This window comes from Brevibacillus sp. MER 51, assembly GCF_023714195.1.
Classification (GTDB): domain Bacteria; phylum Bacillota; class Bacilli; order Brevibacillales; family Brevibacillaceae; genus Brevibacillus.
In genome coordinates this window covers 15222-40630 of record NZ_JAMAUS010000023.1, presented here as the reverse complement: position 1 = coordinate 40630, position 25409 = coordinate 15222, and the positions used below count along the sequence as shown (strand labels likewise).

Here is a 25409-nt window from a genome sequence, read left to right as displayed (position 1 = left end):
TTATACTCCCTCGTAGAAGGCCAATTCTTTGCTGTCATCAGTCAGCTTAACGATTGCTTTCTTCCACTCGGACGTGTAACCGGAGTATTTTCCGTAGCGTTTTGGTTTCGCAGGTACACGAACTGTGTTAACTGCTTCTACTTTTACGCCAAATACTTTTTCAACAGCTTGTTTGATTTCTGTTTTGTTAGCTTTCAGAGGTACTTCGAAAACGTACTTCTTCTCAGCCATCATATCAGTGGTGCGCTCGGTAATGACAGGGCGTTTAAGGACATCATGAAGACTCTTCATTATGCGAGCACCTCCTCTACTTTCGCAACCGCTTCTTTCGTCACGATTACTTTGTCATGCGCTACCAGATCAAGAACGTTAATGCCTGCAGCATCTACGATTTTTGCACCTGGGATGTTACGGGAAGCGAGCGCTACGTTTTGGTCGTACTCGGAAGTAACGATCAGAACTTTGCGATCTACTTTCAAGCTGCTCAGAACAGCTGTCATTTCCTTAGTTTTAGGAGCTGCGAAGTTCAAAGCTTCCAATACCAGGAGTTCGTTGTTTTGTACTTTCGTGGAAAGTGCAGATTTCAGAGCCAAACGGCGAACTTTACGGTTCAGTTTGTAACCGTATTTGCGCGGAGTTGGACCGAATACAACACCGCCACCTTTCCATTGCGGAGAGCGAATGGAACCTTGGCGTGCACGACCTGTACCTTTTTGGCGCCATGGCTTGCGGCCACCACCACGTACTTCAGAACGGTTCTTTACATCATGTGTACCTTGGCGTTGGGATGCTTGTTGCATCACGATCGCATCGTACAGAACTGCGCTGTTAGGCTCGATACCAAATACGCTGTCTGCCAGATCGATTTCGCCAACTTGAGAACCGGTTTGGTTATAAAGAGCTACTTTCGGCATGTCAGTTCCTCCTTTCCTTACTAGTTCTTCTTGACTGCCGTGGATACCAGTACGCAGCTGTTTTTCGGACCAGGCACGGAGCCTTTTACGAGAACCAGGTTACGTTCTGTATCTACTTTAATTACTTCCAGGTTTTGAATGGTAACGTTGTCGCCACCCATTTGACCTGGCAGGGTTTGACCTTTAAATACGCGGTTTGGAGCTACAGCACCCATGGAACCTGGACCGCGGTGGTAACGCGAACCGTGAGCCATAGGACCGCGGGATTGATTGTGACGCTTGATCGCACCTTGGAAACCTTTACCCTTGGATACGCCAGCTACGTCCACCATTTCTCCCTCGGCAAAAATGTCAGCTTTCAACTCTTGACCAACCTCGTAATCTGCGAGGTTAACTCCGCGAATTTCGCGAATGAAGCGCTTAGGAGCAGTATTAGCTTTCGCTGCATGTCCTTTTTCCGGCTTGTTAGCGCGCTGTTCTTTTTTGTCTTCGAAACCGATTTGAATTGCTTCATAACCGTCAGTCTCAACGTCTTTCTTCTGAAGAACTACGTTGGAACCTACTTCGATAACCGTTACAGCAGTCGCTGTTCCGTTTGGACCAAAAACTTGAGTCATGCCAAGTTTTTTCCCTAAGATTCCTTTGGTCATTTGTGCCACCTCCTGTGCTTATTTCAGTAAAACGCTTTTTATGTTGTATCAAGTCCCCATCGATGCGCAGGGGTGCCATTTTAAGGGTTTGTTGCTTGGTATAACACGCTTATCAAGACAACGTCTGCGCGTGTATCGCTTTTTGGGACCTTACAGTTTAATCTCGATGTCCACACCAGATGGCAGATCCAGACGCATCAAAGCATCTACTGTTTGTGGTGTTGGGTTCAAGATGTCGATCAAACGTTTGTGTGTACGCATCTCGAATTGCTCGCGAGAATCTTTGTACTTATGAACCGCACGCAGGATCGTGTAAACTGCTTTCTCCGTAGGGAGTGGAATCGGACCGGATACGTTAGCACCGGAACGCTTCGCAGTGTCCACAATTTTTTCTGCGGACTGATCCAGGATTTTGTGATCATACGCTTTCAAACGAATACGAATCTTTTGCTTTGCCATTGAAGTCCCTCCTTTTTCGCCCATTTTTTAAACAGACATTTCTCCGTGGAAATATCCTGCACCCCGGTCATGGCAAAGGGGCCGGGTGTGTCAGCAACCTCCCACATCATCGCAAGTCCATGACCAACATTCAATATTGTACTAAAAAGATTTGGGCAACGCAAGTTTTTTCTTGGGTTTCCGCATAATTTTTTGTACATGGTGTGCCTACTGAATGGCTCACCTTGACAATATTACAGATTTCCGTGAAAGAAGGCAAGCGGGATTACCTGCCAACTCGTCGAGTCATCTATCTATAATAGAAGGAAGACGTTATACTTATGGTTGTAATCGTTATGAAATGGAGGTTTACCTCAATGTCTGATGTGAATCAAACCCCTTATGAAATCATTGGCGGTGCAGATACTTTGGCCCGTCTTGTCGATACCTTTTATGATCTGGTAAAGCAGCATCCCGACATTACCGACCTCTTTCCGGAAGATTTAACCCACGTGAAGGAACGTCAGTATCAGTTTTTGACACAGTTTCTCGGTGGTCCAAGCCTGTATTCAGACGCACACGGTCATCCGATGCTGCGAGCGCGACACATGCCGTTCCCTATTGGACCTGTACAGGCAGAGGCTTGGCTCTCTTGTATGGATAGAGCCATGGACCTGACAGGACTGGATGGCGAAATTCGGAAGCAAATCTTTGATCGCTTGCGTTTAACTGCTCACCATATGGTCAATAAGTGGGATCAATAAGAAAAAGCGTAGGACAATTGAGTGTCCTACGCTTTTGTTGTTATATCAGAGGTTGCTGCTACATGTGTAGCTTTCGGTCTCGCCAAGCTACGCGATCCCAAATATACACCGCCTACGATCATACACAATGCTAGTAAGTGTACGAGTTGAAGGCTTTCTCCCAGAAATATCGCTGCAAATACCAGACTGGCCATCGGCATTCCATTTAAGAAAACAGCTGTTCGACTCGCTCCCAGCTGACGTATCCCGTAATTCCAGCCGATCGAGCCAAGCGCAGTTGATAGCGCACCTGAAGCAAAAATTACAAGCCACTGGAAGGATGAAACGTCCAAAGAAAGATAATAGGAAACTGGTTGAACAGTCAATGCGACTCCCCACAAGAAGATGACCCCAAACATTTGCGATAATGCCGTAATTAAAAGTACCGGTACACCTCTTACGACCAATTTCCGAATGAGTAAACCACCTGTCACATACATGAGCATGGAGAAAAACATTATGGCATCTCCCCAACCATTCATATGAAGGCCGCCGTGCTGAGAGATGACGACAATCAACACTCCTGCAAAACCCATTCCAATCCCAAGTCCTTTTTTCAACGACATGCCTTCCCCTAAGAAAAGCATCGCCAAGAGTGCCGTTGCCAACGGATTTAATCCAAGAATAAGCGAAGCATTTCCTGCTGTCGTGTATTGAACACCGGCCGCAAGCGTTATTTGATGAAGTGCGATAGAACTAGCACCGACTCCGGCCAATAAGAACCAATCTGTTTTGCTGAATCGCAAACTCTTTCGGTATAAGAAGATGAGTGGCGATAAACAGATTCCACCGACAGTCATGCGTATAGCCGCGACATATAATGGAGGAAACGTTGTTAAATACTTGACCATAACGACATTCAAGCCCCATAGCGTGACAACACCTGCAAGCATAAGAAACAATAATCGCTCATTATTTTTCATCTCTGATATCCCCCATCCAATCCTGATGGTATTGTAGCATATTGCTTCGAGAGGCAAATTGAATGATTTTGATGGGAGTTATTTAAAAGTTCGATAAATGCACATAAAAAAACCCGACAACCAAAGTTGTCGGGTTTTGTATATCCGTATATCTTACGCGTCGATAGAAGCTACAACGCCAGCGCCTACTGTACGGCCACCTTCGCGGATCGCGAAGCGAGTACCTTGTTCCATCGCTACTGGAGCGATCAGTTCTACAGTGAACTCAGTGTTGTCGCCAGGCATGATCATTTCAACGCCTTCTGGCAGTTGGATGATACCTGTTACGTCAGTTGTACGGAAGTAGAATTGTGGACGGTAGTTAGCAAAGAAAGGAGTGTGACGTCCGCCTTCTTCTTTGGACAGAACGTAAACTTCTGCTTTGAACTTAGTGTAAGGCTTAACGGAACCTGGTTTCGCCAAGCATTGTCCACGCTCGATGTCGTTACGGTCTACACCGCGCAGCAGAGCACCGATGTTGTCACCAGCTTGAGCTTGATCCAGCAATTTGCGGAACATCTCAACACCAGTTACAGTTGTGTTTTTAGTTTCTTCAGCCAGACCAATGATTTCTACTTGGTCACCAACTTTAACGATACCGCGCTCTACACGACCAGTAGCAACAGTACCACGACCAGTGATCGTGAACACGTCCTCTACAGGCATCAGGAACGGCTTGTCAGTTGCACGCTCAGGAGTTGGGATGTAGCTGTCAACAGCTTCCATCAGTTCGCCAATTTTCTTAGCCCACTCACCAGTTGGGTTGTCCAAAGCTTCTTTAGCAGAACCTTTGATTACTGGAGTGTCGTCACCTGGGAACTCATATTGAGACAACAGGTCACGGATTTCCATTTCAACCAGTTCCAACAACTCTTCATCGTCTACCATGTCGCATTTGTTCATGAATACTACGATGTAAGGTACGCCTACTTGTTTGGAGAGCAGGATGTGCTCGCGAGTTTGTGGCATAGGGCCATCAGCTGCGGATACAACCAGGATCGCGCCGTCCATTTGAGCAGCACCAGTAATCATGTTTTTCACGTAGTCAGCGTGACCAGGGCAGTCAACGTGAGCATAGTGACGGTTTTCAGTTTCGTACTCAACGTGAGCAGTGTTGATTGTGATACCGCGCTCTTTTTCTTCTGGAGCAGCGTCAATTGCAGCGTAGTTCATAGCTTTTGCTTTACCTTGTTGTGCCAATACAGTTGTAATAGCAGCAGTCAGGGTAGTTTTACCATGGTCAACGTGACCGATAGTACCGATGTTAACGTGTGGTTTATTACGCTCAAATTTTTCTTTTGCCATGAGAGTAAAGCCTCCTTATATATAAGGGTTTTATGGTTTGAAGAAAGGTTTACCTTACGAATGGTTGTCCCTTCAATATTGTAAACCTTTCTGGTTGCAAGATAAAGTCGTAACCTGTAATTATTCGCCTTTAGATTTCTTGATGATCTCTTCAGCGATAAATTTAGGTACTTCTTCGTAGTGGTCGATAACCATGGAGTATACGCCACGACCTTGAGTACGGGAACGCAGAACTGTGGAATATCCGAACATCTCGGACAGTGGTACCATTGCACGGATTACTTGTGCATTTGCACGAGCTTCCATACCTTCGATACGACCGCGGCGGGAGTTCAGGTCACCCATTACGTCGCCCATGTACTCTTCAGGCATTGTAACTTCTACTTTCATGATTGGCTCGAGCAGTACAGCGCCACATTTTTTCGCAGCTTCCTTCAATGCGAGGGAACCTGCTACTTTAAATGCCATCTCGGAGGAGTCGACATCATGGTAGCTACCGTCTACGATAGTAGCTTTGATATCAACCAGCGGGAAGCCGGCGATAACACCATTTTTCATCGATTCTTCGATACCCGCTTGAACAGCAGGGATGTATTCGCGTGGTACTACACCACCAACGATTTTGTTTTCGAATTGGAAGCCTTGACCCGGCTCGAGAGGAGCGAACTCCACCCAAACGTGACCGTATTGACCACGACCACCGGACTGACGAACGAATTTACCTTCCACTTTAGCTGGGTTACGGAATGTTTCACGGTAAGCAACCTGTGGAGCACCTACGTTCGACTCAACTTTAAATTCGCGTTTCAGACGGTCAACGATGATCTCCAGGTGAAGCTCACCCATACCGGAGATGATAGTTTGACCTGTTTCTTCATCTGTGCGAGTTCTGAACGTTGGATCCTCTTCAGCCAACTTGGACAGGCCGATACCCATCTTGTCTTGGTCTGCTTTGGATTTTGGTTCGATCGCAACAGAGATAACTGGCTCTGGGAATTCCATAGACTCGAGGATTACAGGAGCCTTTTCATCACACAGAGTATCACCAGTTGTTGTATCTTTCAAACCTACAGCAGCAGCAATGTCACCGGAATAAACCGTTTGGATCTCTTCACGGTGGTTTGCGTGCATTTGCAGGATACGGCCTACGCGCTCACGCTTACCTTTAGTAGAGTTGAGTACATAAGAACCGGAGTTCAGTACACCGGAGTATACACGGAAGAATGTCAGACGGCCTACATAAGGGTCAGTCATGATCTTGAACGCAAGAGCAGAGAACGGACCGTTATCGTCAGCTGGACGATCTACTTCTTCATCAGTATCTGGCAATGTACCTTTGATTGCAGGGATATCTACCGGGGACGGCAGGTAAGCTACAACGTTGTCCAGCATAGGCTGAACACCTTTGTTACGGTAAGAAGAACCGCACATTACCGGCGTCAGTTTGCACTCGATAGTACCCTTACGCAGAGCTGCACGGATTTCTTCGTTGGTCAGCTCTTCGCCTTCCAAGTACTTCATCATGAGCTCTTCGTCTTGTTCTGCAGCTGCTTCAACCATAGCCATGCGAAGTTCTTCGCAACGTGCCAGGATGTCAGCAGGAATTTCAGCGGAGTCAGAAGTTTTACCCAAGTCATCAGTATATACGATTGCCTTCATTTCAATCAGGTCAACCATACCTTTGAATTGATCTTCTGCACCGATTGGATATTGAATTGCTACTGGATTTGCACCCAAGCGAGATTTGATCTGGCCCAAGCACATATCGAAGTTAGCACCCAAGATATCCATTTTGTTGATGTAGCACATGCGCGGTACGCCATAGCGGTCAGCTTGGCGCCATACTGTTTCGGTTTGCGGCTCAACGCCACCTTTTGCGTCAAAAACGGTTACAGCACCGTCAAGTACGCGCAGGGAGCGCTCAACTTCTACAGTGAAGTCTACGTGGCCTGGTGTATCAATAATGTTGATACGATGTCCAGCCCATTGAGCAGTAGTAGCAGCCGAAGTAATGGTAATACCGCGCTCTTGCTCTTGTTCCATCCAGTCCATGGTAGCTGCACCTTCGTGCACCTCACCAATTTTGTGAACACGACCAGTGTAGAACAGAATACGCTCAGTAGTCGTCGTCTTACCAGCATCGATGTGAGCCATGATACCGATATTACGCGTATTCGGCAAAGAGAACTCGCGAGCCATTAGGTATGCTCCTTCCATACTCGAGTTTGAGAATAAACGGGTATCCAAAACGGACACCCGATTCAATTCCTACCAGCGATAGTGAGCAAACGCTTTGTTCGCTTCAGCCATCTTGTGCGTGTCTTCACGCTTTTTAACTGCTGCACCGGTGTTGTTAGCAGCGTCCATGATCTCGTTAGCCAAACGTTGTTCCATGGTTTTCTCTCCACGGTTACGGGAGTAGTTAACCATCCAACGCAGTCCAAGAGTGGTACGGCGCTCCGGTTTTACTTCGATTGGTACTTGGTAGTTAGCACCACCTACACGGCGAGCTTTAACTTCCAGTACTGGCATTACGTTTTTCAGTGCTTCTTCAAACACTTCCATCGGGTTGCGACCAGTGCGCTCCTGAATGATGTTAAATGCGTTGTAGAGAATATTTTGCGCTACACCGCGTTTACCATCCAACATCAGGCGGTTAATCAAACGAGTAACCAGCTTGCTGTTGTAAATTGGATCAGGCAACACGTCACGACGGGTTACAGGACCTTTACGAGGCATCGTATTCCCTCCTTCTTTTCGTTATAAATTCACGCCACTTCACAGGCGCTTTTTTATTACTTCTTCGCTGCAGCTTGACCTGGCTTCGGACGCTTAGTACCGTACTTGGAACGACCTTGTTTACGGTTGTTCACACCAGCAGTGTCAAGAGCACCACGAACGATATGGTAGCGTACCCCTGGCAAGTCTTTTACACGACCGCCGCGCACCAGCACGACGCTATGCTCTTGCAGGTTGTGGCCGATACCACCGATGTAAGCTGTTACCTCGATTCCGTTTGTCAAACGCACACGAGCGTATTTACGCAACGCGGAGTTCGGTTTTTTCGGAGTCATGGTACCTACACGAGTGCAAACACCACGTTTTTGAGGAGAGCTTTGGTTGGTTTGGCTTTTCTTGAAGCTGTTGTACCCCTTTTGAAGAGCTGGGGACTTAGACTTCACAACCTTATCCTCGCGACCTTTACGCACCAATTGGTTAATTGTAGGCATGATGTTACCTCCCTTCTTAATACCCAATCTTCAAGACCACAGATCCAGGTGAGTCATTTTTAGGTCAAATAGAAAGTCCTTGTCCAGTATTACGCAACGTGTAACTACAGACAAAAACATCGTTAACCACTCTTTTTAATCGCAGCAGTAGCTGCTCCCACTTCAATTCCGCACGCTTTGCCTAGAAGGCGCATGGAATCTACATGGATGACTGGAACACCCTTCTCTTTGCAAAGGAGCTCGACTTTTTGGGTCAAACGTTTATCCGCATCAAGAGCGATATACACTGCTTCCACCTGTTGATGTTCTACAGCTTTGATCGTCTGTTTGATGCCGATCGTCAAGTCCTTGGCCCGCTCTACTTTTTCATAAGACATGATTCTCATATCCTCCAAAGTACAGATGTCAGGCACACTTGAATATAATATCAGGTGGGCTAGTTGTTGTCAACGCCCATTTGATATTTTTATTTAGGAAAGCGCCCACCAATCGGTGATGGGCGCTTTTCCCGCCATTACTCTACAGAAACTGCTTCTTGCTCAGCTTTTGCTGCTTCCAGCTCTGCTTCGTAATCTACTTGACTAGCAACTTTTACATTGCGGTAACGTGACATACCGGTACCTGCTGGAACCAGCTTCCCGATAATAACGTTCTCTTTCAAACCTAGCAAGCGGTCCACTTTTCCTTTGATCGCTGCATCGGTAAGAACGCGAGTCGTTTCCTGGAAGGATGCTGCCGACAGGAAGGAGTCGGTTTCGAGGGATGCTTTGGTGATCCCCAGAAGAACCGGACGGCCCACTGCTGGATTTCTGCCTTCCATGAGAACTTTAGCGTTCGCTTGCTCAAATTCAGGAACCTCTACATAGGAACCTGGCAAGAGGTCTGTATCTCCGCTGTCGATAACGCGCAATTTGCGCAGCATCTGACGAATCATTACCTCTACGTGCTTGTCGTTAATTTCTACCCCTTGCATACGGTAAACTTTTTGTACCTCTTGCAAGATGTAGTTGGAAACGCCGCGCATACCGCGAACTTTGAGCATTTCTTTCGGGTCTACGGAACCTTCCGTGAGCTCGTCACCAGCATTCAGCTTGACACCAACAGAAACCTTGATGCGTGAGCCATACGGTGCTGCATACACTTTGTTCTCCGCTTCTCCACGTACTTCGATCTCGCGACGATCTTTCCCTTCGCGAATATCAACAACTTCACCATCGATTTCGGAGATGACTGCTTGCCCTTTCGGATTACGCGCTTCGAACAACTCCTGAATACGCGGCAAACCTTGGGTAATATCGTCTCCCGCAACCCCACCGGTATGGAAGGTACGCATGGTCAGCTGGGTACCCGGCTCACCAATGGACTGAGCAGCGATAATACCGACTGCTTCTCCCACTTCCACCTCGGCTCCTGTTGCCAGGTTACGTCCGTAGCACAGTTTGCAGACACCATGGCTGGTGCGGCAAGCAAGTACGTTACGGATGTAAACGTCAGTGATTCCAACTTTTTCGATATACTCGGCAACCTCTTCAGAGATCTCCTCATTGCGGTGCACGATAATTTCTTTTGTCTCAGGGTGGCGCAAAGTCTCGAAGCAAGTACGTCCTACCAGACGGTCAGACAGCTTCTCGATTTCTTCTTTACCATCCTTGATCGCTGTTACACGGATACCTTTATCTGTTCCGCAATCGGTTTCGCGTACAATCACGTCTTGGGCAACGTCTACCAGACGACGAGTCAGGTAACCCGAGTCCGCTGTACGCAAGGCTGTATCGGCGAGACCTTTACGCGCACCGTGCGTGGAGATAAAGTACTCCAATACCGTCAGACCTTCACGGAAGTTGGATTTAATCGGCAACTCGATGATTCGACCGGATGGGTTTGCCATCAGACCGCGCATACCAGCCAGCTGAGTGATCTGGGATACGTTACCACGGGCACCGGAGTTCGCCATCATGAAGATCGCATTGAACTTATCCATGGACTTCATCAAAACATCTGTTACTTCATCCTTCGCTTTGGACCAGATGGAGATTACGCGGTCATAGCGCTCGTCTTCGGTGATCAAACCGCGACGGAACTGCGTCATGACAGTTGCAACCTTTTCATCTGCTGCGTCGAGGATGTCTTTTTTCTTTCCTGGTACCGCAATGTCCGCTACGGCAATCGTGATACCTGCTTTTGTCGAGTACGTGAAGCCCAGTTCCTTGATTCTGTCGAGAATCATGGACGTTTTCATCGTACCGAAGCGACGGAAGCACTCGGAAATGATCGTTCCCAAGAAGCCTTTCTTCACCGCGCCCGGATCAGGCAGGTTCTTGATGAACTCTGTAACGTTGGTACCTTTATCGAAAATAAAGTACTCGTCAGGAACCATATTTTGCAGGTTGCCTTTCGTTGGTACGTTGATGAACGGCAGATCTGCAGGGAAAATTTCGTTGAAGATTACTTTACCTACTGTCGTTACGAGAAGCGCGTTCTCTTGACGCTCAGTAAAGCTGGTTTTGCTCAGGCGTTTTGCCGGAAGAGCGATGCGCGTATGCAGGCTGATAAAGCCTTGCTGATAAGCGGCAATCGCATCGTGAGGATCGCGATAAATCGTACCCTCGCCTTTGTCGCCTTCGCGTTCCAATGTCAGGTAATAAGAACCAAGCACCATGTCCTGGGATGGTGTTACTACCGGTTTACCGTCTTTCGGGTTCAAGATGTTCTGCGCTGCCAGCATGAGGATACGTGCTTCTGCCTGTGCCTCAGCAGACAACGGAACGTGAACCGCCATTTGGTCACCGTCAAAGTCCGCGTTGTACGCTGTACAAACGAGTGGATGCAGACGGATCGCACGGCCTTCAACCAGAACTGGTTCGAAAGCCTGGATACCCAGACGGTGCAAGGTGGGGGCACGGTTCAACAGTACCGGATGCTCGCGAATAACGTCCTCGAGAACGTCCCATACCTCTGGCTGAACGCGCTCAACCTTGCGCTTTGCGCTCTTGATGTTGTGAGCGAGGCCTTTGGAAACCAGCTCTTTCATCACGAACGGTTTGAAGAGCTCCAGTGCCATTTCTTTTGGCAAACCGCACTGATACATCTTCAGGTTAGGTCCTACAACGATAACGGAACGACCGGAGTAGTCAACACGCTTACCGAGCAGGTTTTGACGGAAACGACCTTGTTTACCTTTCAGCATGTGGCTGAGAGATTTCAAAGGACGGTTACCTGGTCCTGTTACCGGACGTCCACGACGACCGTTATCGATGAGCGCGTCTACTGCTTCCTGCAGCATGCGTTTCTCGTTTTGTACGATAATGTCAGGAGCACCCAGTTCGAGCAGGCGCTTCAGACGGTTATTACGGTTGATTACACGGCGGTACAGGTCATTCAGGTCGGAAGTGGCAAAACGTCCACCATCCAACTGAACCATTGGACGAAGCTCTGGCGGGATAACCGGCAGTACGTCGAGAACCATCCAATCCGGGTGGTTACCGGAGTTGCGGAATGCCTCGAGCACTTCCAGACGCTTGATCGCACGGTTGCGACGCTGGCCTTGTGCCGTTTTCAAATCTTCTTTTAACGTTTCCACGTCTTTATCCAGATCGATTTCAGCAAGCAGGCGCTTGATCGCTTCTGCTCCCATCATCGCTTGGAAGGAGTGGCCGTATTTCTCACGATAGTTGCGATACTCCTTTTCGGAGAGCAATTGCTTTTTATCGAGAGGAGTGTCACCTGGATCGGTTACTACGTAAGAAGCAAAGTAGATTACTTCCTCCAGGGAACGAGGGGACATGTCGAGCACCAAGCCCATACGGCTCGGAATCCCTTTGAAGTACCAGATGTGAGAAACTGGGGCAGCCAGTTCAATGTGCCCCATGCGCTCACGCCGTACTTTGGCGCGGGTCACTTCCACGCCACAACGGTCGCACACTACACCTTTATAACGAACACGCTTGTATTTACCGCAATGGCATTCCCAGTCCTTGGTCGGTCCAAAGATGCGTTCACAGAACAAGCCGTCTTTTTCCGGTTTCAGTGTGCGGTAGTTGATCGTCTCTGGCTTCTTCACTTCCCCGAAAGACCACGAACGGATCTTATCGGGGGAAGCCAAGCCGATCTTCATATATTCGAAGTTGTTCACGTCAATCACAGGGCGTTACCTCCCTTGGTACCGGAATCTTACTCGTCGTTCAAGCTTCCGCCTTCGAGAACGAGGTTCAGTTTTTCACCGTTGCCTTCATCCTCGTCTTCCATTTCACGCATTTCAATCTCCTGCTCGTCTCCGGACAGAATCTTCACGTCCATACCCAAGCTCTGGAGTTCCTTGATCAATACCTTGAAGGACTCTGGAACACCTGGTTCTGGAACGTTTTCGCCCTTAACGATCGCTTCGTACGTCTTCACGCGGCCCACGACGTCATCCGACTTGACAGTGAGAATTTCTTGCAAGGTGTAGGCAGCACCATATGCCTCCAATGCCCAAACCTCCATCTCCCCGAAACGCTGTCCACCGAATTGAGCTTTACCACCCAATGGCTGCTGCGTAACAAGAGAGTAAGGACCAGTAGAACGAGCATGGATTTTGTCGTCAACCAAGTGAGCCAGTTTCAGCATGTATACGCAACCTACCGTTACACGGCGGTCAAACGGTTCACCTGTACGACCATCAAACAAGATCGTTTTTCCGTCACGATCCAGACCTGCTTCTTCCAACGTTTCGAATACTTCTGCCTGACGTGCACCGTCAAATACCGGCGTTGCTACGTGGATACCCAGAAGCTTCGCTGCCATACCCAAGTGAGTCTCCAATACCTGACCGATATTCATACGCGAAGGTACGCCCAACGGGTTGAGTACGATCTCTACTGGAGAGCCATCTGGCAGGAACGGCATATCTTCTTCCGCCATGATGCGGGCGATAACCCCTTTGTTACCATGTCGACCGGCCATTTTGTCACCCACGGAGATTTTCCGTTTTTGGGCGATGTAAACGCGAACGAGTTGGTTTACGCCTGGTGGCAATTCGTCGCCATTCTCACGCGTAAATACTTTTACGTCTACGATGATTCCGGAACCACCATGCGGTACGCGCAGGGATGTATCACGAACTTCACGAGCTTTTTCACCGAAGATGGCATGCAGGAGGCGTTCTTCTGCTGTCAGCTCAGTAACCCCTTTAGGTGTAACCTTACCAACGAGAATGTCGCCGTCCTGAATCTCCGCACCAACACGGATGATACCGCGTTCGTCCAGGTTTTTCAGAGCATCTTCCCCAACGTTTGGAATATCGCGAGTGATTTCCTCTGGACCCAGCTTGGTGTCGCGAGCTTCGGACTCGTATTCTTCAATATGGATAGACGTATACACGTCATCTTTTACAAGTTTTTCACTCAGAAGAATCGCGTCTTCGTAGTTGTATCCTTCCCACGTCATAAACGCAACGATTACGTTACGACCGAGAGCCAATTCACCTTTTTCAGTGGATGGGCCGTCCCCAATGATATCGCCTTTTTCAATCCAGTCCCCAGTGCTTACAATTGGACGCTGGTTGATGCAGGTACCTTGGTTGGAACGGATAAACTTGTGCATTTTGTATTTATCGAGATCGCCAGCAACTTTTCTGCCGTCGATTTCTTGGTAACGACGAATCCAGATTTCGCGAGCCGTTACGCGCTCTACTTGACCCGGATGCTTGGCAACGATCGCCACGCCGGAGTCTTGCGCTGCTTTATGTTCCATACCCGTACCGACAAACGGTGCTTGTGGAATCAAAAGCGGAACGGCCTGCCGCTGCATGTTTGAACCCATCAGTGCGCGGTTGGCGTCATCGTTCTCGAGGAACGGAATCAGCGCTGTCGCTACGGATACAACCTGCTTCGGAGATACGTCCATGAAGTCTACCTTGTCGCGCGGTACGCTCAAGATCTCACCTTTACGACGGCAGATTACCATGTCGTTTACGAAACGACCATCTTCATCAAGTGGCTGATTCGCCTGTGCCACGTTGAACACGTCTTCCTCATCAGCAGTCAAGTAGCTGATATCAGTCAACACGAAGCCCGTTTCCGGATCTACTTTACGACGAGGCGTTTCAATGAATCCGTAATCGTTAATTCGTGCAAAGGACGACAGGGAGTTGATCAAACCAATGTTTGGTCCCTCTGGCGTCTCAATTGGACACATACGACCGTAGTGGGAATGGTGAACGTCGCGCACTTCGAAGCCCGCGCGCTCACGCGTCAAACCACCAGGTCCGAGTGCGGACAGACGGCGTTTGTGCGTCAGCTCAGCCAATGGGTTTGTTTGATCCATGAACTGAGACAGCTGCGAGCTACCAAAGAACTCCTTCAGTGATGCAATCACTGGACGGATGTTAATGAGAGCTTGCGGTGTAATTTGGTTTTGATCCTGGATGGACATGCGCTCACGAACCACACGTTCCATACGGGACAAACCGATACGGAATTGGTTCTGTAGAAGCTCACCCACGGAACGCAGACGACGGTTACCCAAGTGGTCGATATCGTCTGTGGAACCTACACCGTGCAAGAGGTTCATGAAATAGTTGATCGCCGATACGATATCCGCCGGCGTAATATGTTTGAAGGACTTATCTACATTTCCGTTTCCGATTACTTTGATGATCTTGCCATCCTCAATCGGAGAGAAAATATTGATAGATTGCAAATGAATCGCTTCATCTTCCAATACACCGCCATGCGTACGAACATCGATAAAGCCGATGTTTCCTTCCAGCGCTGGCACGATGCGATCCAGGACACGACGGTCAATCATTTGACCTGCTTCGGCAAAAATTTCACCTGTTGTCGTATCGACCAGCGTCTCAGCCAAACGTTGGTTGTACAGACGGTTTTTCAAATGAAGCTTTTTGTTCATTTTGTAACGACCAACAGAAGCCAAATCATAGCGCTTAGGGTCGAAGAAACGAGAGATCAAGAGGCTCTTCGCATTTTCGACTGTTGGTGGCTCACCCGGACGAAGACGCTCGTAGATTTCAATGAGCGCTTTTTCCGTAGAATCGGTATTGTCTTTTTCCAGCGTGTTCTTGATGTATTCATCTTCACCCAGCAAGTTGAGAATCTCAATGTCGGAACCAAAGCCCAACGCACGCAAAAGAACCGTTACCGGGATTTTTCGCGTACGGTCGATGCGGACATAAATAACGTCCTTCGCATCGGTCTCCAGCTCCAGCCAAGCACCCCGGTTCGGGATTACTGTAGCTGTAAACGTCTGCTTGCCGTTTTTGTCCACTTTGGTGTTGTAATATACACTGGGGGAACGAACAAGCTGGCTGACAATAACGCGCTCAGCACCATTAATAATGAAGGTTCCCGTTTCGGTCATGAGCGGGAAGTCCCCCATGAATACTTCTTGTTCCTTCACTTCTCCCGTCTCTTTGTTCAACAAACGTACCTTCACACGCAGAGGCGCCGCATAGGTGACGTCACGTTCTTTCGACTCGTCAACATCGTACTTCGGCTCTCCCAAGCTGTAGTCGATAAACTCCAGCACGAGATTACCTGTGAAGTCCTGGATTGGCGAAATGTCTTGGAACATCTCACGGAGCCCCTCATCAAGGAACCATTGGTAGGACTTTTGTTGAATCTCGATGAGATTTGGAAGGCCCAGCACTTCGTTAATACGTGAATACGTACGACGCTGGCGGTGTCGGCCACTTTGAATCACTTTACCTGCCAACTTATTCACCCCTCAGGTTGTGTTTTCACACATAGAAACTCGGCATTCGGCAACTTCTTTCAGTCGCATTCGAATGCCTAAAAATAAAAATGGGTTAAAGCAGCTTCAACCATTTTTAACCCAGAGAAACTCTATTTTAAAAGAATTCCCATGTTTTCACGCAAACATTCCTATCTCAGGAAAAAAGTAGAAACGCTTGACGGACAGGGAATTGCTGAAAAATAGACATTTATCCCATATTGACATTTTATAATGCTACCACATTCAATTATTCGCGTCAAGAAAACTTTTCTAATGATTTCTTCTTACCTTATTTGATTGCCCTGAATATGTGATAGCCTTTTTCCCGATCTACTTCTATTACTTCGCGGTACGTTTCCTGCAGCTTCTTCAATGCGGATGGGGCGCCTTGCTTTTTCTGAATGACAACCCACATTTCTCCGCCTTCTACTAACAGGTCGTATCCTTCTACAAAAATGCGATGAACGATTTCCTTACCCGCACGAATAGGCGGATTGGTCAGAATGACATCAAACTGCTCGCCTTGTACGCCGCTGTAGACATCACTCACTCGAACCTCAACATTTTTAATACCATTTGCTTCTGCATTACGACGAGCCAGGTTAACCGCACGCTCATTCACGTCGATCATCGTCACCCGACCATGATCAGCAAGCTTGGCAGCCGTCAATCCCATCGGACCATACCCGCATCCCACATCAAGCACACGCGCATGACTGTCGATCTCCATGTTCTCGATGAGCAATACACTTCCAAAGTCAATCCGGTCTCGGGAAAAAACGCCAGCATCCGTTATGAAACGAAATTCATTACCACGGAGCTTGAACGTAAATTGCTGTTCATCATGTGCAGCGCCCGGTTGATTGGTATAGTAATGGTCTGCCACGTGTGATTCACCCTTCCTCATCGTTTAAATAAACCTTTATCATCAAAAGTTTATAGAAAATCCCCCTGCCGCAGGCAAGGGGATATCCTAAAGGAAGCTAACTTACTTTACTTCTACTTGAGCGCCAGCTTCTTCGAGTTTTGCTTTGAGGGCTTCTGCTTCGTCTTTGGAAACGCCCTCTTTGAGTGTTTTTGGAGCGTTGTCTACCAGGTCTTTTGCTTCTTTCAGACCCAAGCCAGTCAGCTCGCGAACAACTTTGATTACGTTGATTTTGGAAGCGCCGCCGCTTACCAGGTTTACAGTGAACTCAGTTTGCTCAGCAGCAGCTTCTGCTCCGCCACCAGCAACTACAGCTACAGGAGCAGCAGCAGTTACGCCGAATTCTTCTTCAATTGCTTTTACCAGATCGTTCAGTTCGAGAACGGACATGCCTTTAATGGCTTCCAAGATTTGCTCTTTAGACATTTGTAAATCCTCCATTCAAGGAATAGTATTTGTAAAACATTAACCGATCAGACGATTACGCGCCTTGACCTTCTTTTTGTTCTGCCACTGCTTTGACTGCCAGTGCAACGTTGCGCATTGGAGCTTGCAGGACGGAAAGAAGCATGGACAAGAGACCTTCGCGGTTTGGCAGGGAAGCCAGAGCTTTAATTTGCTCAGCATCAACTACTTTACCCTCGATAACGCCACCCTTGATTTCCAGCTTGTCGTTTTTCTTAGCGAATTCAGCGATAACTTTCGCTGGAGCGATGATATCGTCTTTGGAGAACGCCAGAGCGTTTGGTCCAGTCAGATATTGATCCAGTTCAGTCAGGCTTTCCTTCTCAGTAGCCAAACGAGTCAGGGAGTTTTTCAACACCTGGAACTCAACACCAGCTTCACGCAATTGCTTGCGGAGCTCAGTTACTTGTGCTACTGTCAGACCGCGGTAGTCAGCTACCACTGTAGTTTGGCTTTCGCGAAGTTTAGTTGCGATTTCGTTGATCGCTTGTACCTTTTCTTCACGAATAACGGTTGGACGAATTTCTGCCATTGATTACACCTCCCGTGCTCTAATCCTAGAAAATGAAGAATGCCCTCGCAGACTCACGAGGGCATAATGCTATATCGTCAAAGGAAAACAGCGTTTCCTCATTCGTACATTACACGCCTCGGAGGGATATTAAGCGTTACTCTCACAAGCACCGCACCTTCTGTCTACGGCATATTCTTTTCATCAACAGGGACTATCTTAACAACTCCCATAAAGGAAGTCAAGTGTCATTATTTTACAGCTACGCGTACGCCAGGGCCCATAGTGGAGCTCAGGGTTACGTTTCTCATGTAAACACCTTTAGCAGCAGCTGGTTTCGCACGGTTCAGTGCTTCAGTCAGAGCAGCCAGGTTTTCTACCAGTTTGTCAGCATCGAAGGATGCTTTTCCGATAGGAGCGTGGATGTTACCCGCTTTGTCTACACGGTACTCAATTTTACCTGCTTTGATTTCGTTAACCGCTTTGGTTACATCGAAAGTAACTGTACCGGTCTTAGGGTTTGGCATCAGGCCTTTTGGACCGAGTACACGACCCAATTTACCTACTTCACCCATCATATCAGGAGTAGCTACTACAACGTCAAAGTCGAACCAGCCACCTTGAATTTTCGCGATCATGTCTGCATCGCCTACGAAGTCTGCGCCAGCTGCTTCTGCATCTTTCGCTTTTTCGCCTTTTGCGAATACGAGAACACGTTGTACTTTACCAGTACCATGTGGCAATACAACTGCGCCACGAATTTGTTGGTCAGCACGCTTAGGATCTACACCCAAACGGAAAGCTGCTTCAACAGTTTCATCGAATTTAGCTGTAGCTGCTTTTTTAACCAGCTCAACGCCTTCAACTACTTCGTAAACTTTGTTTTTATCAACGAGCTTTACAGCCTCTTGATATTTCTTACCTTTTTTCGCCATGATTAAATCTCCCTTCAATGTGGTCGTAGCGGTTGATCCTCCCACAGACAGGGGGGCACAACGTCTGTGCCCCCTTGCACTCAAGACAATTAGTCTTCGATTACGATACCCATAGAACGAGCTGTACCTTCTACCATGCGCATAGCCGCTTCTACGGATGCAGCATTCAGGTCAGGACGCTTCAGTTCTGCGATTTCACGAACTTTATCACGCTTCAGCGTAGCAACCTTTGTTTTGTTTGGCACGCCAGAGCCGGACTCGATACCAGCAGCTTTCTTCAACAGAACTGCAGCTGGAGGAGTTTTTGTGATAAAAGTGAAAGAACGGTCTTCAAACACGGTGATTTCCACCGGAATGATCATACCTACTTCGCTTTCAGTGCGAGCATTGAATTCTTTACAGAATCCCATGATGTTTACACCAGCTTGACCGAGAGCCGGACCTACTGGAGGTGCAGGATTCGCTTTACCTGCTGGGATTTGTAATTTAATTACGCGGATAACCTTCTTAGCCACGTAACACACCTCCTTACTTCACATGTGGTTATTACGGGGGAATGCCCCCTCCCACCGTTTTTTGAAAGTCTGTATGTAAAAGACTTTCGATCTATAGTGAGAGTGCAAGAAACCCCAAATAGTGTTGTGGGATTGTTAAAACAAAATGAAATGTACCACATAGCGCGATACTTTTCAAGTTGAATCCTAATCCAATTGTTGAACTTGTGTAAAGTCTAGCTCTACCGGTGTTTCGCGACCGAAGATGTCCACCAACACGCGAACCTTCTGCCTGTCCGGGTAAATCTCGATAATCTCCCCGGTGCGATTGGAAAACGGACCATCTGTGACGCGCACCATATCGCGGAGAGCAAAATCGACTTTGATCTTGGGAATTTCGATTCCCATTTGCTTGAGAATCGTATCGGCCTCTTCAGGACGCAGCGCTGTCGGTTTAGAGCCAGCACCCGTGGATCCGACAAAGCCGGTAACCCCAGGGGTGTTGCGCACGACATACCAAGAGTCGTCCGTCATCACCATTTCAACAAGGACGTATCCAGGAAACACTTTTTTCGTGACGGTGCGCTTTTTACCATCCTTGGTTTCCACCTCTTCTTCAGTGGGAACAAGAACGCGAAAGATCTTGTCTTCCATGCCCATCGACTCGAGTCGCTTCTCCAGATTTGTTTTTACCTTGTTTTCGTAACCTGAGTACGTATGAAGTACATACCATGCTTTTTCCATATCCAACAGGACGATAACCGTCCGTCCCTCCTAAGACTTGCATAATTACGTTCCTAGAATCAAATCGATCAAGCGCGAGATACCCAAATCAACGACGAAGAAGAATATTGCAAGGAGCACGACCGTAACGAGTACAACAAGCGTATAGGTTGTTAACTCTTTACGGTTGGGCCAACGGACTTTCTTTAGCTCGGACATTACGTCACTAAAAAAACCACCGGTACGGCGAAAACTGGCTCCGATTCGTGATAAAAAACCCACTTTGCCACCCCCTGACTTCGTCGCATCAACCATTACTTCGTCTCGCGATGAAGGGTTTGCTTCTTGTCACGGGAGCAATACTTTTTCAGTTCAACACGTTCAGTAGTGGTGCGCTTGTTCTTTGTGGAGATATAGTTACGCTCGCCACACTCGGTGCACGCCAACGTGATGTTTACTCGCATTTATTGCCACCTCCATCTCATTTCAAACCTGCTATTAGTTAAAAGTACCCCGATGATAAATAGTACGGGAAAACCGCTACTTTTTCCAGACCATTTCATTCACCTAAGTAACCATAGAACAGAGAGATAAGAGTCTATGGCTACCTAAATAAATTTATCATACCGAAATACCCATGTCAAACAAAATGACTTGACAAGAGATAGTCCTTTTGCTTCCAAAATAAAAAGAGAGATTCTCTACAGATGAATCTCTCTTCCTTCCAAATAGCGCTCTAGCTTGCGCTTTACTCGCTGCAATGCATTATCAATAGACTTGACGTGACGCTTCAGCTCGACGGCAATCTGCTGATAGGATCGTCCATCCAAATAGAGCATGAGAACCTGGCGCTCCAAGTCGCTCAAAATTTCACTCATCTTGCCCTCGATATCATCGAACTCTTCCCGATTGATAAACAATTCCTCTGGATCGGTCACTTTTGTTCCCGAGATCACATCGAGAAGTGTGCGGTCAGAATCTTCATCATAGATAGGCTTGTCCAGTGAAACGTAAGAATTGAGCGGGATGTGCTTTTGGCGTGTCGCTGTCTTGATCGCGGTAATGATCTGACGGGTAATACACAGCTCGGCAAATGCTTTGAACGACGTGAGCTTGTCTCCTCGGAAGTCGCGAATAGACTTGTACAGTCCGATCATCCCTTCCTGCACGATGTCTTCGCGGTCAGCCCCAATAAGAAAATAGGATCTCGCTTTGGCACGAACGAAGTTCTTGTATTTGTTGATCAAATACTCCAAAGCTTCGGCGTCATTATCGCGAACCAGGTCGACTACTTCTTCGTCGGTCATTAGTTCATATTGGGCATGTTTTAACTCCTTGAGGTCAACACTCACAAATGATCCCTCCGCCAACCGGTTTCTCCAATAGATAGCGCTATTATACATGATGCCGTAAAAAAGCGTCAACCGAATCCAAGTTATTCCCTTCTCCATTTTTCGAATATTTTCGCTATTTCATCATTCAGCGTAATCCGCGTGGAGAAACGTTCTTCTTGCGTTTTTTCGACTTGTTTCTTGATTTCCTTGCCCGCATTTTCCATATCGAGCAACAACTCCCGCGCTGATTTGCGCAAAGCCCCCTGCCCAAATATGACACGTTGAGAGGTATAGTCAGAAGTTGCTACATAAATTTGTCGATTTTTATTGTGAAATTGGGAGACTAACTGCTCAATTTTCTCGTCTGCCGTCTCCTTTTTCTTCGTAAAATAAACTTCAACCTGGAAGTCTTCCATTTGACGGCCAATACCAGGAACGTTGTACGCATCGAAGACAATGATGACCTTCACACCAGTGTAGCTCTGGTACTCAGCCATTTTTGCGATTAATTGATCACGCGCCTCGTCCATCCGCTCTTGATCCTTCAGCAGGCGCAGATCGGGCCAGGCGCCGATGATATTGTATCCATCTACGATCAACAGCTGCTTGGCTTTTCGTTTCGCCATGTCATTTCACCCGCGTCGGAATTGGACTCCTGGAGCGATAGACTTCATACATCAACAAGGCAGCTGCTACAGAAGCATTGAGTGAGGTAACATTTCCCGCCATCGGAAGGCTGTACAGAAAATCACAGTTTTCCCGGACGAGACGACTCATGCCTTTTCCTTCACTGCCAATGACAATCGCAAGCGGCATCGTATAATCACCCTGGCGGAAATCTTGTTTGGCACTCGCGTCTGTTCCTGCGATCCAAACACCGCGTTCTTTGAGCTCTTCCATGGTACGAACCAAATTCGTCACTCGGGCTACTGGCACGTAGTTGATCGCCCCAGCCGAAGCTTTTGCCACTGTTGCTGTAAGACTGACAGAACGCCGTTTCGGAATGATGACACCATGAGCCCCTACTGCATCGGCTGTCCGCATGATGGAGCCTAGGTTATGCGGATCTTCCAGCTCGTCCAACAGCAAAATGAACGGCGCTTCGTTTTTTTCCTCTGCCCGCTTCAAAATATCGTCTACTTCTACGTAATCGTAAGCAGCAACAGAAGCCACAACACCCTGATGGTTGTCCGTCGACACGAGCTGATCCAGCTTTTTGCGGTTCGCTGTCGTCACAATGACACCCTGTTCTTTTGCCAAGGCAAAGACAGGCCCCATCAGATTTTTATTCGTTCCCTCTGCAACCCAAATCTTATTGATCGTACGGCCTGATCGCAAAGCCTCGATGACGGGGTTTTTCCCCAGAATCCACTCTTCACTCATTTCATGATTCTCCTTCCACTATGGCAAAAGCCTGCTGCACAATTTCAGCGATCCGCTCTTCTTTTCCACTCAAGTACAGGTACCCGATCAATGCTTCAAAAGCCGTTGCATGACGGTAGTCGATAATATCGGCGTTTTTGGCACTGGAGCCGGATTTGGCATTCCGCCCCCGCTTCACTACATTCAATTCTTCCTCTGGCAATGTGGGCATTAACGTCAACAACACATTGGCCTGTGCTTTCGCTGAAACATAGCGGTTGGCCGCCTTGTGGAGCTGGTTTGGTTTAACCAGCCCCTTGGCGATCAAATGATACCTGACACAGTGCGAATAGGTAGCATCACCGAGGAAGGCAAGCACGAGTGGATTTGTCAGATTAGGATCTCGGGTCAGTTCTTCTTTTTGCATCTATTTTCTTCGGCCCCTTATTTTCGACGCCAGCGAACACCTTGTGGCGTGTCCTCCAGCACGATTCCTTTTGCTGCGAGCAGATCGCGGATTTCGTCAGAACGCGCAAAGTTTCTTGCTTTGCGAGCTTCTGTGCGCTCTTCGATTAACGCATCAATCTCACTATCCAACAGCTCCTGCCCTTCTGCAATTTCAAGACCAAGAACTTCCGTCAACTCCACCAACAAATCCATGTACGCACGAACTTCGGTTTCGCCTACATTTTGATGACGCAAATACAGGTTGGCTTCCTTCACGACGTCAAAAATAACGGTAATCGCATTCGCAGTATTAATATCATCATCCATCTCAGCAATGAAGCGCTCGCGAAGCTCTCCAATGATTCGTGCCTGCTCCTGTGCCTGATCATTCGGCTCTTCTGCGCGCACGGTATCCAGTCGATGGGACAGATTCGTATACGCCGTCTTGATTCTATCCAAACCATTGGCCGCTTGTTCGATCAACTCTTCGCTAAAATTGATCGGGTTGCGATAGTGTCCCTGAAGCATAAAGAAGCGAATTAATTGACCTCCGAATTTTTCCGAAAGATCGCGTGCAAGCAAGAAATTCCCCAGAGATTTGGACATTTTTTCGTTATCGATGTTGAGCATCCCGTTGTGTAGCCAGTAGCGAGCAAAAACTTTACCCGTAAAGCACTCCGACTGGGCAATTTCGTTTTCGTGATGCGGGAACACAAGGTCTGTTCCGCCCGCATGAATATCGATTTCCTCACCCAAAAACTTCAGGGCCATTGCCGAGCACTCAATATGCCATCCCGGTCTTCCTTCGCCCCACGGACTATTCCAGGTAACTTCTCCAGTCTTAGCCGCTTTCCAAAGTACAAAGTCCAGGGGATGTTCCTTTTTCTCGTTGATTTCCACACGAGCACCCGCCTGCAAATCATCCAACGGTTGATGCGAAAGCTTTCCGTATTCCTGAAAACGTCCTGTACGGAAATAGACGTCACCTTCACTCTCATAGGCGAAGCCTTTTTCAATCAGCCCTTGCACGAATTCAATGATTTCTGGAATTGTCTGCATCACTCGCGGTTGAATATCCGGTGGTGATACGTTCAGTGATTTCAGATCAGCATTGTACGCATCTGTGTATCGATCCGCCACTTCTTTGACAGTGACACCTTCCTGATTCGCCACACGAATCAGTTTGTCATCTACGTCCGTAATATTTTGCACGAATGTCACTTCGTAGCCACGATATTTCAAGTAACGGCGCAATGTATCAAATACAATGGCAGGGCGCGCATTTCCAATGTGGATGTAATTGTACACGGTCGGGCCGCACACGTACATTTTTACCTTTCCTGGCTCCAATGTGTGAAACGGTTCCTTTCGCCGTGTCATCGTGTTAGTTAGCTGAATGCCCATCGTTCTTTTTATCCTCCCTCAAAAGCTCCAATTCTTTGCGTAATTGATCAATTTCCTTTTGCATCATACGAATCGTATCCGCTACCGGGTCTGGCATGTTTACATGATCCAGATCGTTTTTGACCCGCTTGCCATCCTGAATGACGATGCGTCCCTTGATTCCTACTACGGTCGAGTTAGGCGGTACCTCCTGCAAGACAACAGCACCAGCCCCTATCTTTGAATTATCGCCAATTTTGAAGGAGCCCAACACTTTTGCTCCCGTCGCAATAATGACATCATTGCCGATCGTAGGGTGACGCTTCCCTTTTTCTTTACCTGTTCCCCCAAGTGTAACCCCTTGATAAATCGTTACATTGTCTCCGATTTCGCACGTTTCTCCGATCACAACACCCATGCCATGGTCAATGAACAGGCCGCGGCCAATAGTTGCGCCCGGGTGAATCTCAATTCCCGTGAAAAAACGGGATAGTTGAGAAACAATTCGGGCGAGTGTACACAGCTCAGCCTTCCAGAGCCTGTGGGCAATCCGGTGCCCCCATATCGCGTGCAAACCGGAATAGGTCATGACGACTTCCAACGTACTGCGCGCAGCCGGGTCTCGTTCAAAAACAGCATGAATGTCATCTCTCATCTGTGCTAACATTTTTGGGTGGCACCTCCTGCCTGATTTACCTGCCGAGTGTTCAACTTCCTCAAAAATAAAAAACGTCCCCATCCCCTCAAATACGAAGGGACAGAGACGGGTTTACCGTGGTTCCACTCTGCTTAGATCT

Annotated in this window: 27 protein-coding genes and 2 other annotated features (1 of these 29 only partly in view); of the genes, 1 reads left to right on the top strand and 26 read right to left on the bottom strand. The window is 47.9% G+C overall.

What is annotated here, in order from left to right:
- The 4 genes from rplW to rpsJ all read right to left on the bottom strand — a co-directional run bounded on the left by rplW (position 1) and on the right by rpsJ (position 2023).
- Complete coding sequence (gene rplW, locus M3630_RS28235; RefSeq protein WP_007716243.1) at positions 1 to 291, bottom strand: 50S ribosomal protein L23; 291 nt, start codon at positions 289 to 291, stop codon at positions 1 to 3.
- Positions 291 to 914 carry a 50S ribosomal protein L4 gene (rplD, locus tag M3630_RS28230; RefSeq protein WP_016742844.1) on the bottom strand — a complete coding sequence of 208 codons (624 nt, stop codon included), beginning with the start codon at positions 912 to 914 and terminating at the stop codon, positions 291 to 293. The genes rplW and rplD overlap by 1 nt, the downstream gene beginning before the upstream one ends.
- A 20-nt stretch (positions 915 to 934) precedes the next feature.
- Positions 935 to 1564 carry a 50S ribosomal protein L3 gene (gene rplC, locus M3630_RS28225; protein ID WP_012683983.1) on the bottom strand — a complete coding sequence of 210 codons (630 nt, stop codon included), beginning with the start codon at positions 1562 to 1564 and terminating at the stop codon, positions 935 to 937.
- A gap of 150 nt (positions 1565 to 1714) precedes the next feature.
- Positions 1715 to 2023: a 30S ribosomal protein S10 gene (gene rpsJ, locus M3630_RS28220; RefSeq protein WP_005828858.1), complete on the bottom strand. Its 309-nt coding sequence runs from the start codon at positions 2021 to 2023 to the stop codon at positions 1715 to 1717.
- 356 nt (positions 2024 to 2379) lie between these two features.
- Between rpsJ and M3630_RS28215 the strand changes: the two genes are divergently transcribed.
- A complete protein-coding gene (locus M3630_RS28215) occupies positions 2380 to 2766 on the top strand; it encodes a globin domain-containing protein (protein WP_173612328.1) in 387 nt (128 codons plus the stop codon).
- Positions 2767 to 2792: 26 nt separating this feature from the next.
- Here the strand turns inward: M3630_RS28215 and M3630_RS28210 are convergent, their stop codons facing one another.
- From M3630_RS28210 to cysE, 22 genes are all read right to left on the bottom strand, one after another.
- Positions 2793 to 3728, bottom strand: coding sequence for a DMT family transporter (locus M3630_RS28210; protein ID WP_251254401.1), 936 nt, complete (start codon positions 3726 to 3728; stop codon positions 2793 to 2795).
- 153 nt (positions 3729 to 3881) lie between these two features.
- Entirely contained in the window at positions 3882 to 5072 is a 1191-nt protein-coding gene (tuf, locus tag M3630_RS28205) for an elongation factor Tu (protein WP_251254399.1), read from the bottom strand.
- Between the two features lie 120 nt (positions 5073 to 5192).
- Positions 5193 to 7271 carry an elongation factor G gene (gene fusA, locus M3630_RS28200; protein WP_106656574.1) on the bottom strand — a complete coding sequence of 693 codons (2079 nt, stop codon included), beginning with the start codon at positions 7269 to 7271 and terminating at the stop codon, positions 5193 to 5195.
- A gap of 69 nt (positions 7272 to 7340) precedes the next feature.
- Positions 7341 to 7811 (bottom strand): 30S ribosomal protein S7, encoded by a 471-nt coding sequence (rpsG, locus tag M3630_RS28195; RefSeq protein WP_047074718.1) that lies wholly within the window; start codon positions 7809 to 7811, stop codon positions 7341 to 7343.
- A gap of 56 nt (positions 7812 to 7867) precedes the next feature.
- On the bottom strand, positions 7868 to 8302 hold the full coding sequence (gene rpsL / locus M3630_RS28190) for a 30S ribosomal protein S12 (RefSeq protein WP_012683978.1): 435 nt from the start codon (positions 8300 to 8302) through the stop codon (positions 7868 to 7870).
- Positions 8303 to 8424: 122 nt separating this feature from the next.
- Positions 8425 to 8679, bottom strand: coding sequence for a 50S ribosomal protein L7ae-like protein (locus M3630_RS28185; protein ID WP_251254397.1), 255 nt, complete (start codon positions 8677 to 8679; stop codon positions 8425 to 8427).
- Positions 8680 to 8816: 137 nt separating this feature from the next.
- A complete protein-coding gene (gene rpoC, locus M3630_RS28180) occupies positions 8817 to 12443 on the bottom strand; it encodes a DNA-directed RNA polymerase subunit beta' (protein WP_353057269.1) in 3627 nt (1208 codons plus the stop codon).
- 29 nt (positions 12444 to 12472) lie between these two features.
- Positions 12473 to 16012, bottom strand: a complete 3540-nt coding sequence (gene rpoB, locus M3630_RS28175) for a DNA-directed RNA polymerase subunit beta (RefSeq protein WP_173612324.1) — start codon at positions 16010 to 16012, stop codon at positions 12473 to 12475.
- A gap of 310 nt (positions 16013 to 16322) precedes the next feature.
- Entirely contained in the window at positions 16323 to 16919 is a 597-nt protein-coding gene (locus tag M3630_RS28170; RefSeq protein WP_048035650.1) for a class I SAM-dependent methyltransferase, read from the bottom strand.
- Between the two features lie 102 nt (positions 16920 to 17021).
- The gene (gene rplL, locus M3630_RS28165; RefSeq protein WP_088910278.1) at positions 17022 to 17384 is read right to left on the bottom strand and encodes a 50S ribosomal protein L7/L12; all 363 of its coding nucleotides are present in this window, start codon (positions 17382 to 17384) and stop codon (positions 17022 to 17024) included.
- 55 nt (positions 17385 to 17439) lie between these two features.
- A complete protein-coding gene (rplJ, locus tag M3630_RS28160) occupies positions 17440 to 17955 on the bottom strand; it encodes a 50S ribosomal protein L10 (RefSeq protein WP_016742852.1) in 516 nt (171 codons plus the stop codon).
- Positions 17956 to 17979: 24 nt separating this feature from the next.
- Positions 17980 to 18143 (bottom strand) — a sequence feature (ribosomal protein L10 leader region).
- Positions 18144 to 18185: 42 nt separating this feature from the next.
- Positions 18186 to 18869 (bottom strand): 50S ribosomal protein L1, encoded by a 684-nt coding sequence (gene rplA, locus M3630_RS28155; protein ID WP_016742853.1) that lies wholly within the window; start codon positions 18867 to 18869, stop codon positions 18186 to 18188.
- Positions 18870 to 18958: 89 nt separating this feature from the next.
- A complete protein-coding gene (gene rplK / locus M3630_RS28150; protein WP_005828886.1) occupies positions 18959 to 19384 on the bottom strand; it encodes a 50S ribosomal protein L11 in 426 nt (141 codons plus the stop codon).
- Positions 19385 to 19570: 186 nt separating this feature from the next.
- Complete coding sequence (nusG, locus tag M3630_RS28145; RefSeq protein WP_221869270.1) at positions 19571 to 20107, bottom strand: transcription termination/antitermination protein NusG; 537 nt, start codon at positions 20105 to 20107, stop codon at positions 19571 to 19573.
- 45 nt (positions 20108 to 20152) lie between these two features.
- The gene (gene secE / locus M3630_RS28140) at positions 20153 to 20401 is read right to left on the bottom strand and encodes a preprotein translocase subunit SecE (RefSeq protein WP_012683970.1); all 249 of its coding nucleotides are present in this window, start codon (positions 20399 to 20401) and stop codon (positions 20153 to 20155) included.
- Complete coding sequence (gene rpmG / locus M3630_RS28135) at positions 20401 to 20550, bottom strand: 50S ribosomal protein L33 (protein ID WP_003392018.1); 150 nt, start codon at positions 20548 to 20550, stop codon at positions 20401 to 20403. The genes secE and rpmG overlap by 1 nt, the downstream gene beginning before the upstream one ends.
- 237 nt (positions 20551 to 20787) lie before the next feature.
- Positions 20788 to 21438, bottom strand: coding sequence for an RNA polymerase sporulation sigma factor SigH (sigH, locus tag M3630_RS28130; RefSeq protein WP_005828894.1), 651 nt, complete (start codon positions 21436 to 21438; stop codon positions 20788 to 20790).
- A gap of 83 nt (positions 21439 to 21521) precedes the next feature.
- Complete coding sequence (locus tag M3630_RS28125; protein ID WP_047074734.1) at positions 21522 to 22046, bottom strand: NYN domain-containing protein; 525 nt, start codon at positions 22044 to 22046, stop codon at positions 21522 to 21524.
- Position 22047: 1 nt separating this feature from the next.
- Positions 22048 to 22803 (bottom strand): 23S rRNA (guanosine(2251)-2'-O)-methyltransferase RlmB, encoded by a 756-nt coding sequence (gene rlmB, locus M3630_RS28120; protein ID WP_012683967.1) that lies wholly within the window; start codon positions 22801 to 22803, stop codon positions 22048 to 22050.
- A 1-nt stretch (position 22804) separates the two neighbouring features.
- Positions 22805 to 23209: a Mini-ribonuclease 3 gene (locus M3630_RS28115; RefSeq protein ID WP_007716204.1), complete on the bottom strand. Its 405-nt coding sequence runs from the start codon at positions 23207 to 23209 to the stop codon at positions 22805 to 22807.
- A 17-nt stretch (positions 23210 to 23226) separates the two neighbouring features.
- Complete coding sequence (cysS, locus tag M3630_RS28110) at positions 23227 to 24633, bottom strand: cysteine--tRNA ligase (RefSeq protein ID WP_173612320.1); 1407 nt, start codon at positions 24631 to 24633, stop codon at positions 23227 to 23229.
- Positions 24614 to 25279 carry a serine O-acetyltransferase gene (gene cysE, locus M3630_RS28105; protein ID WP_064202937.1) on the bottom strand — a complete coding sequence of 222 codons (666 nt, stop codon included), beginning with the start codon at positions 25277 to 25279 and terminating at the stop codon, positions 24614 to 24616. Before cysE ends, cysS begins: the two co-directional genes overlap by 20 nt.
- An 89-nt stretch (positions 25280 to 25368) precedes the next feature.
- Positions 25369 to 25409: a binding site (T-box leader), on the bottom strand; it runs 219 nt beyond the window's last position.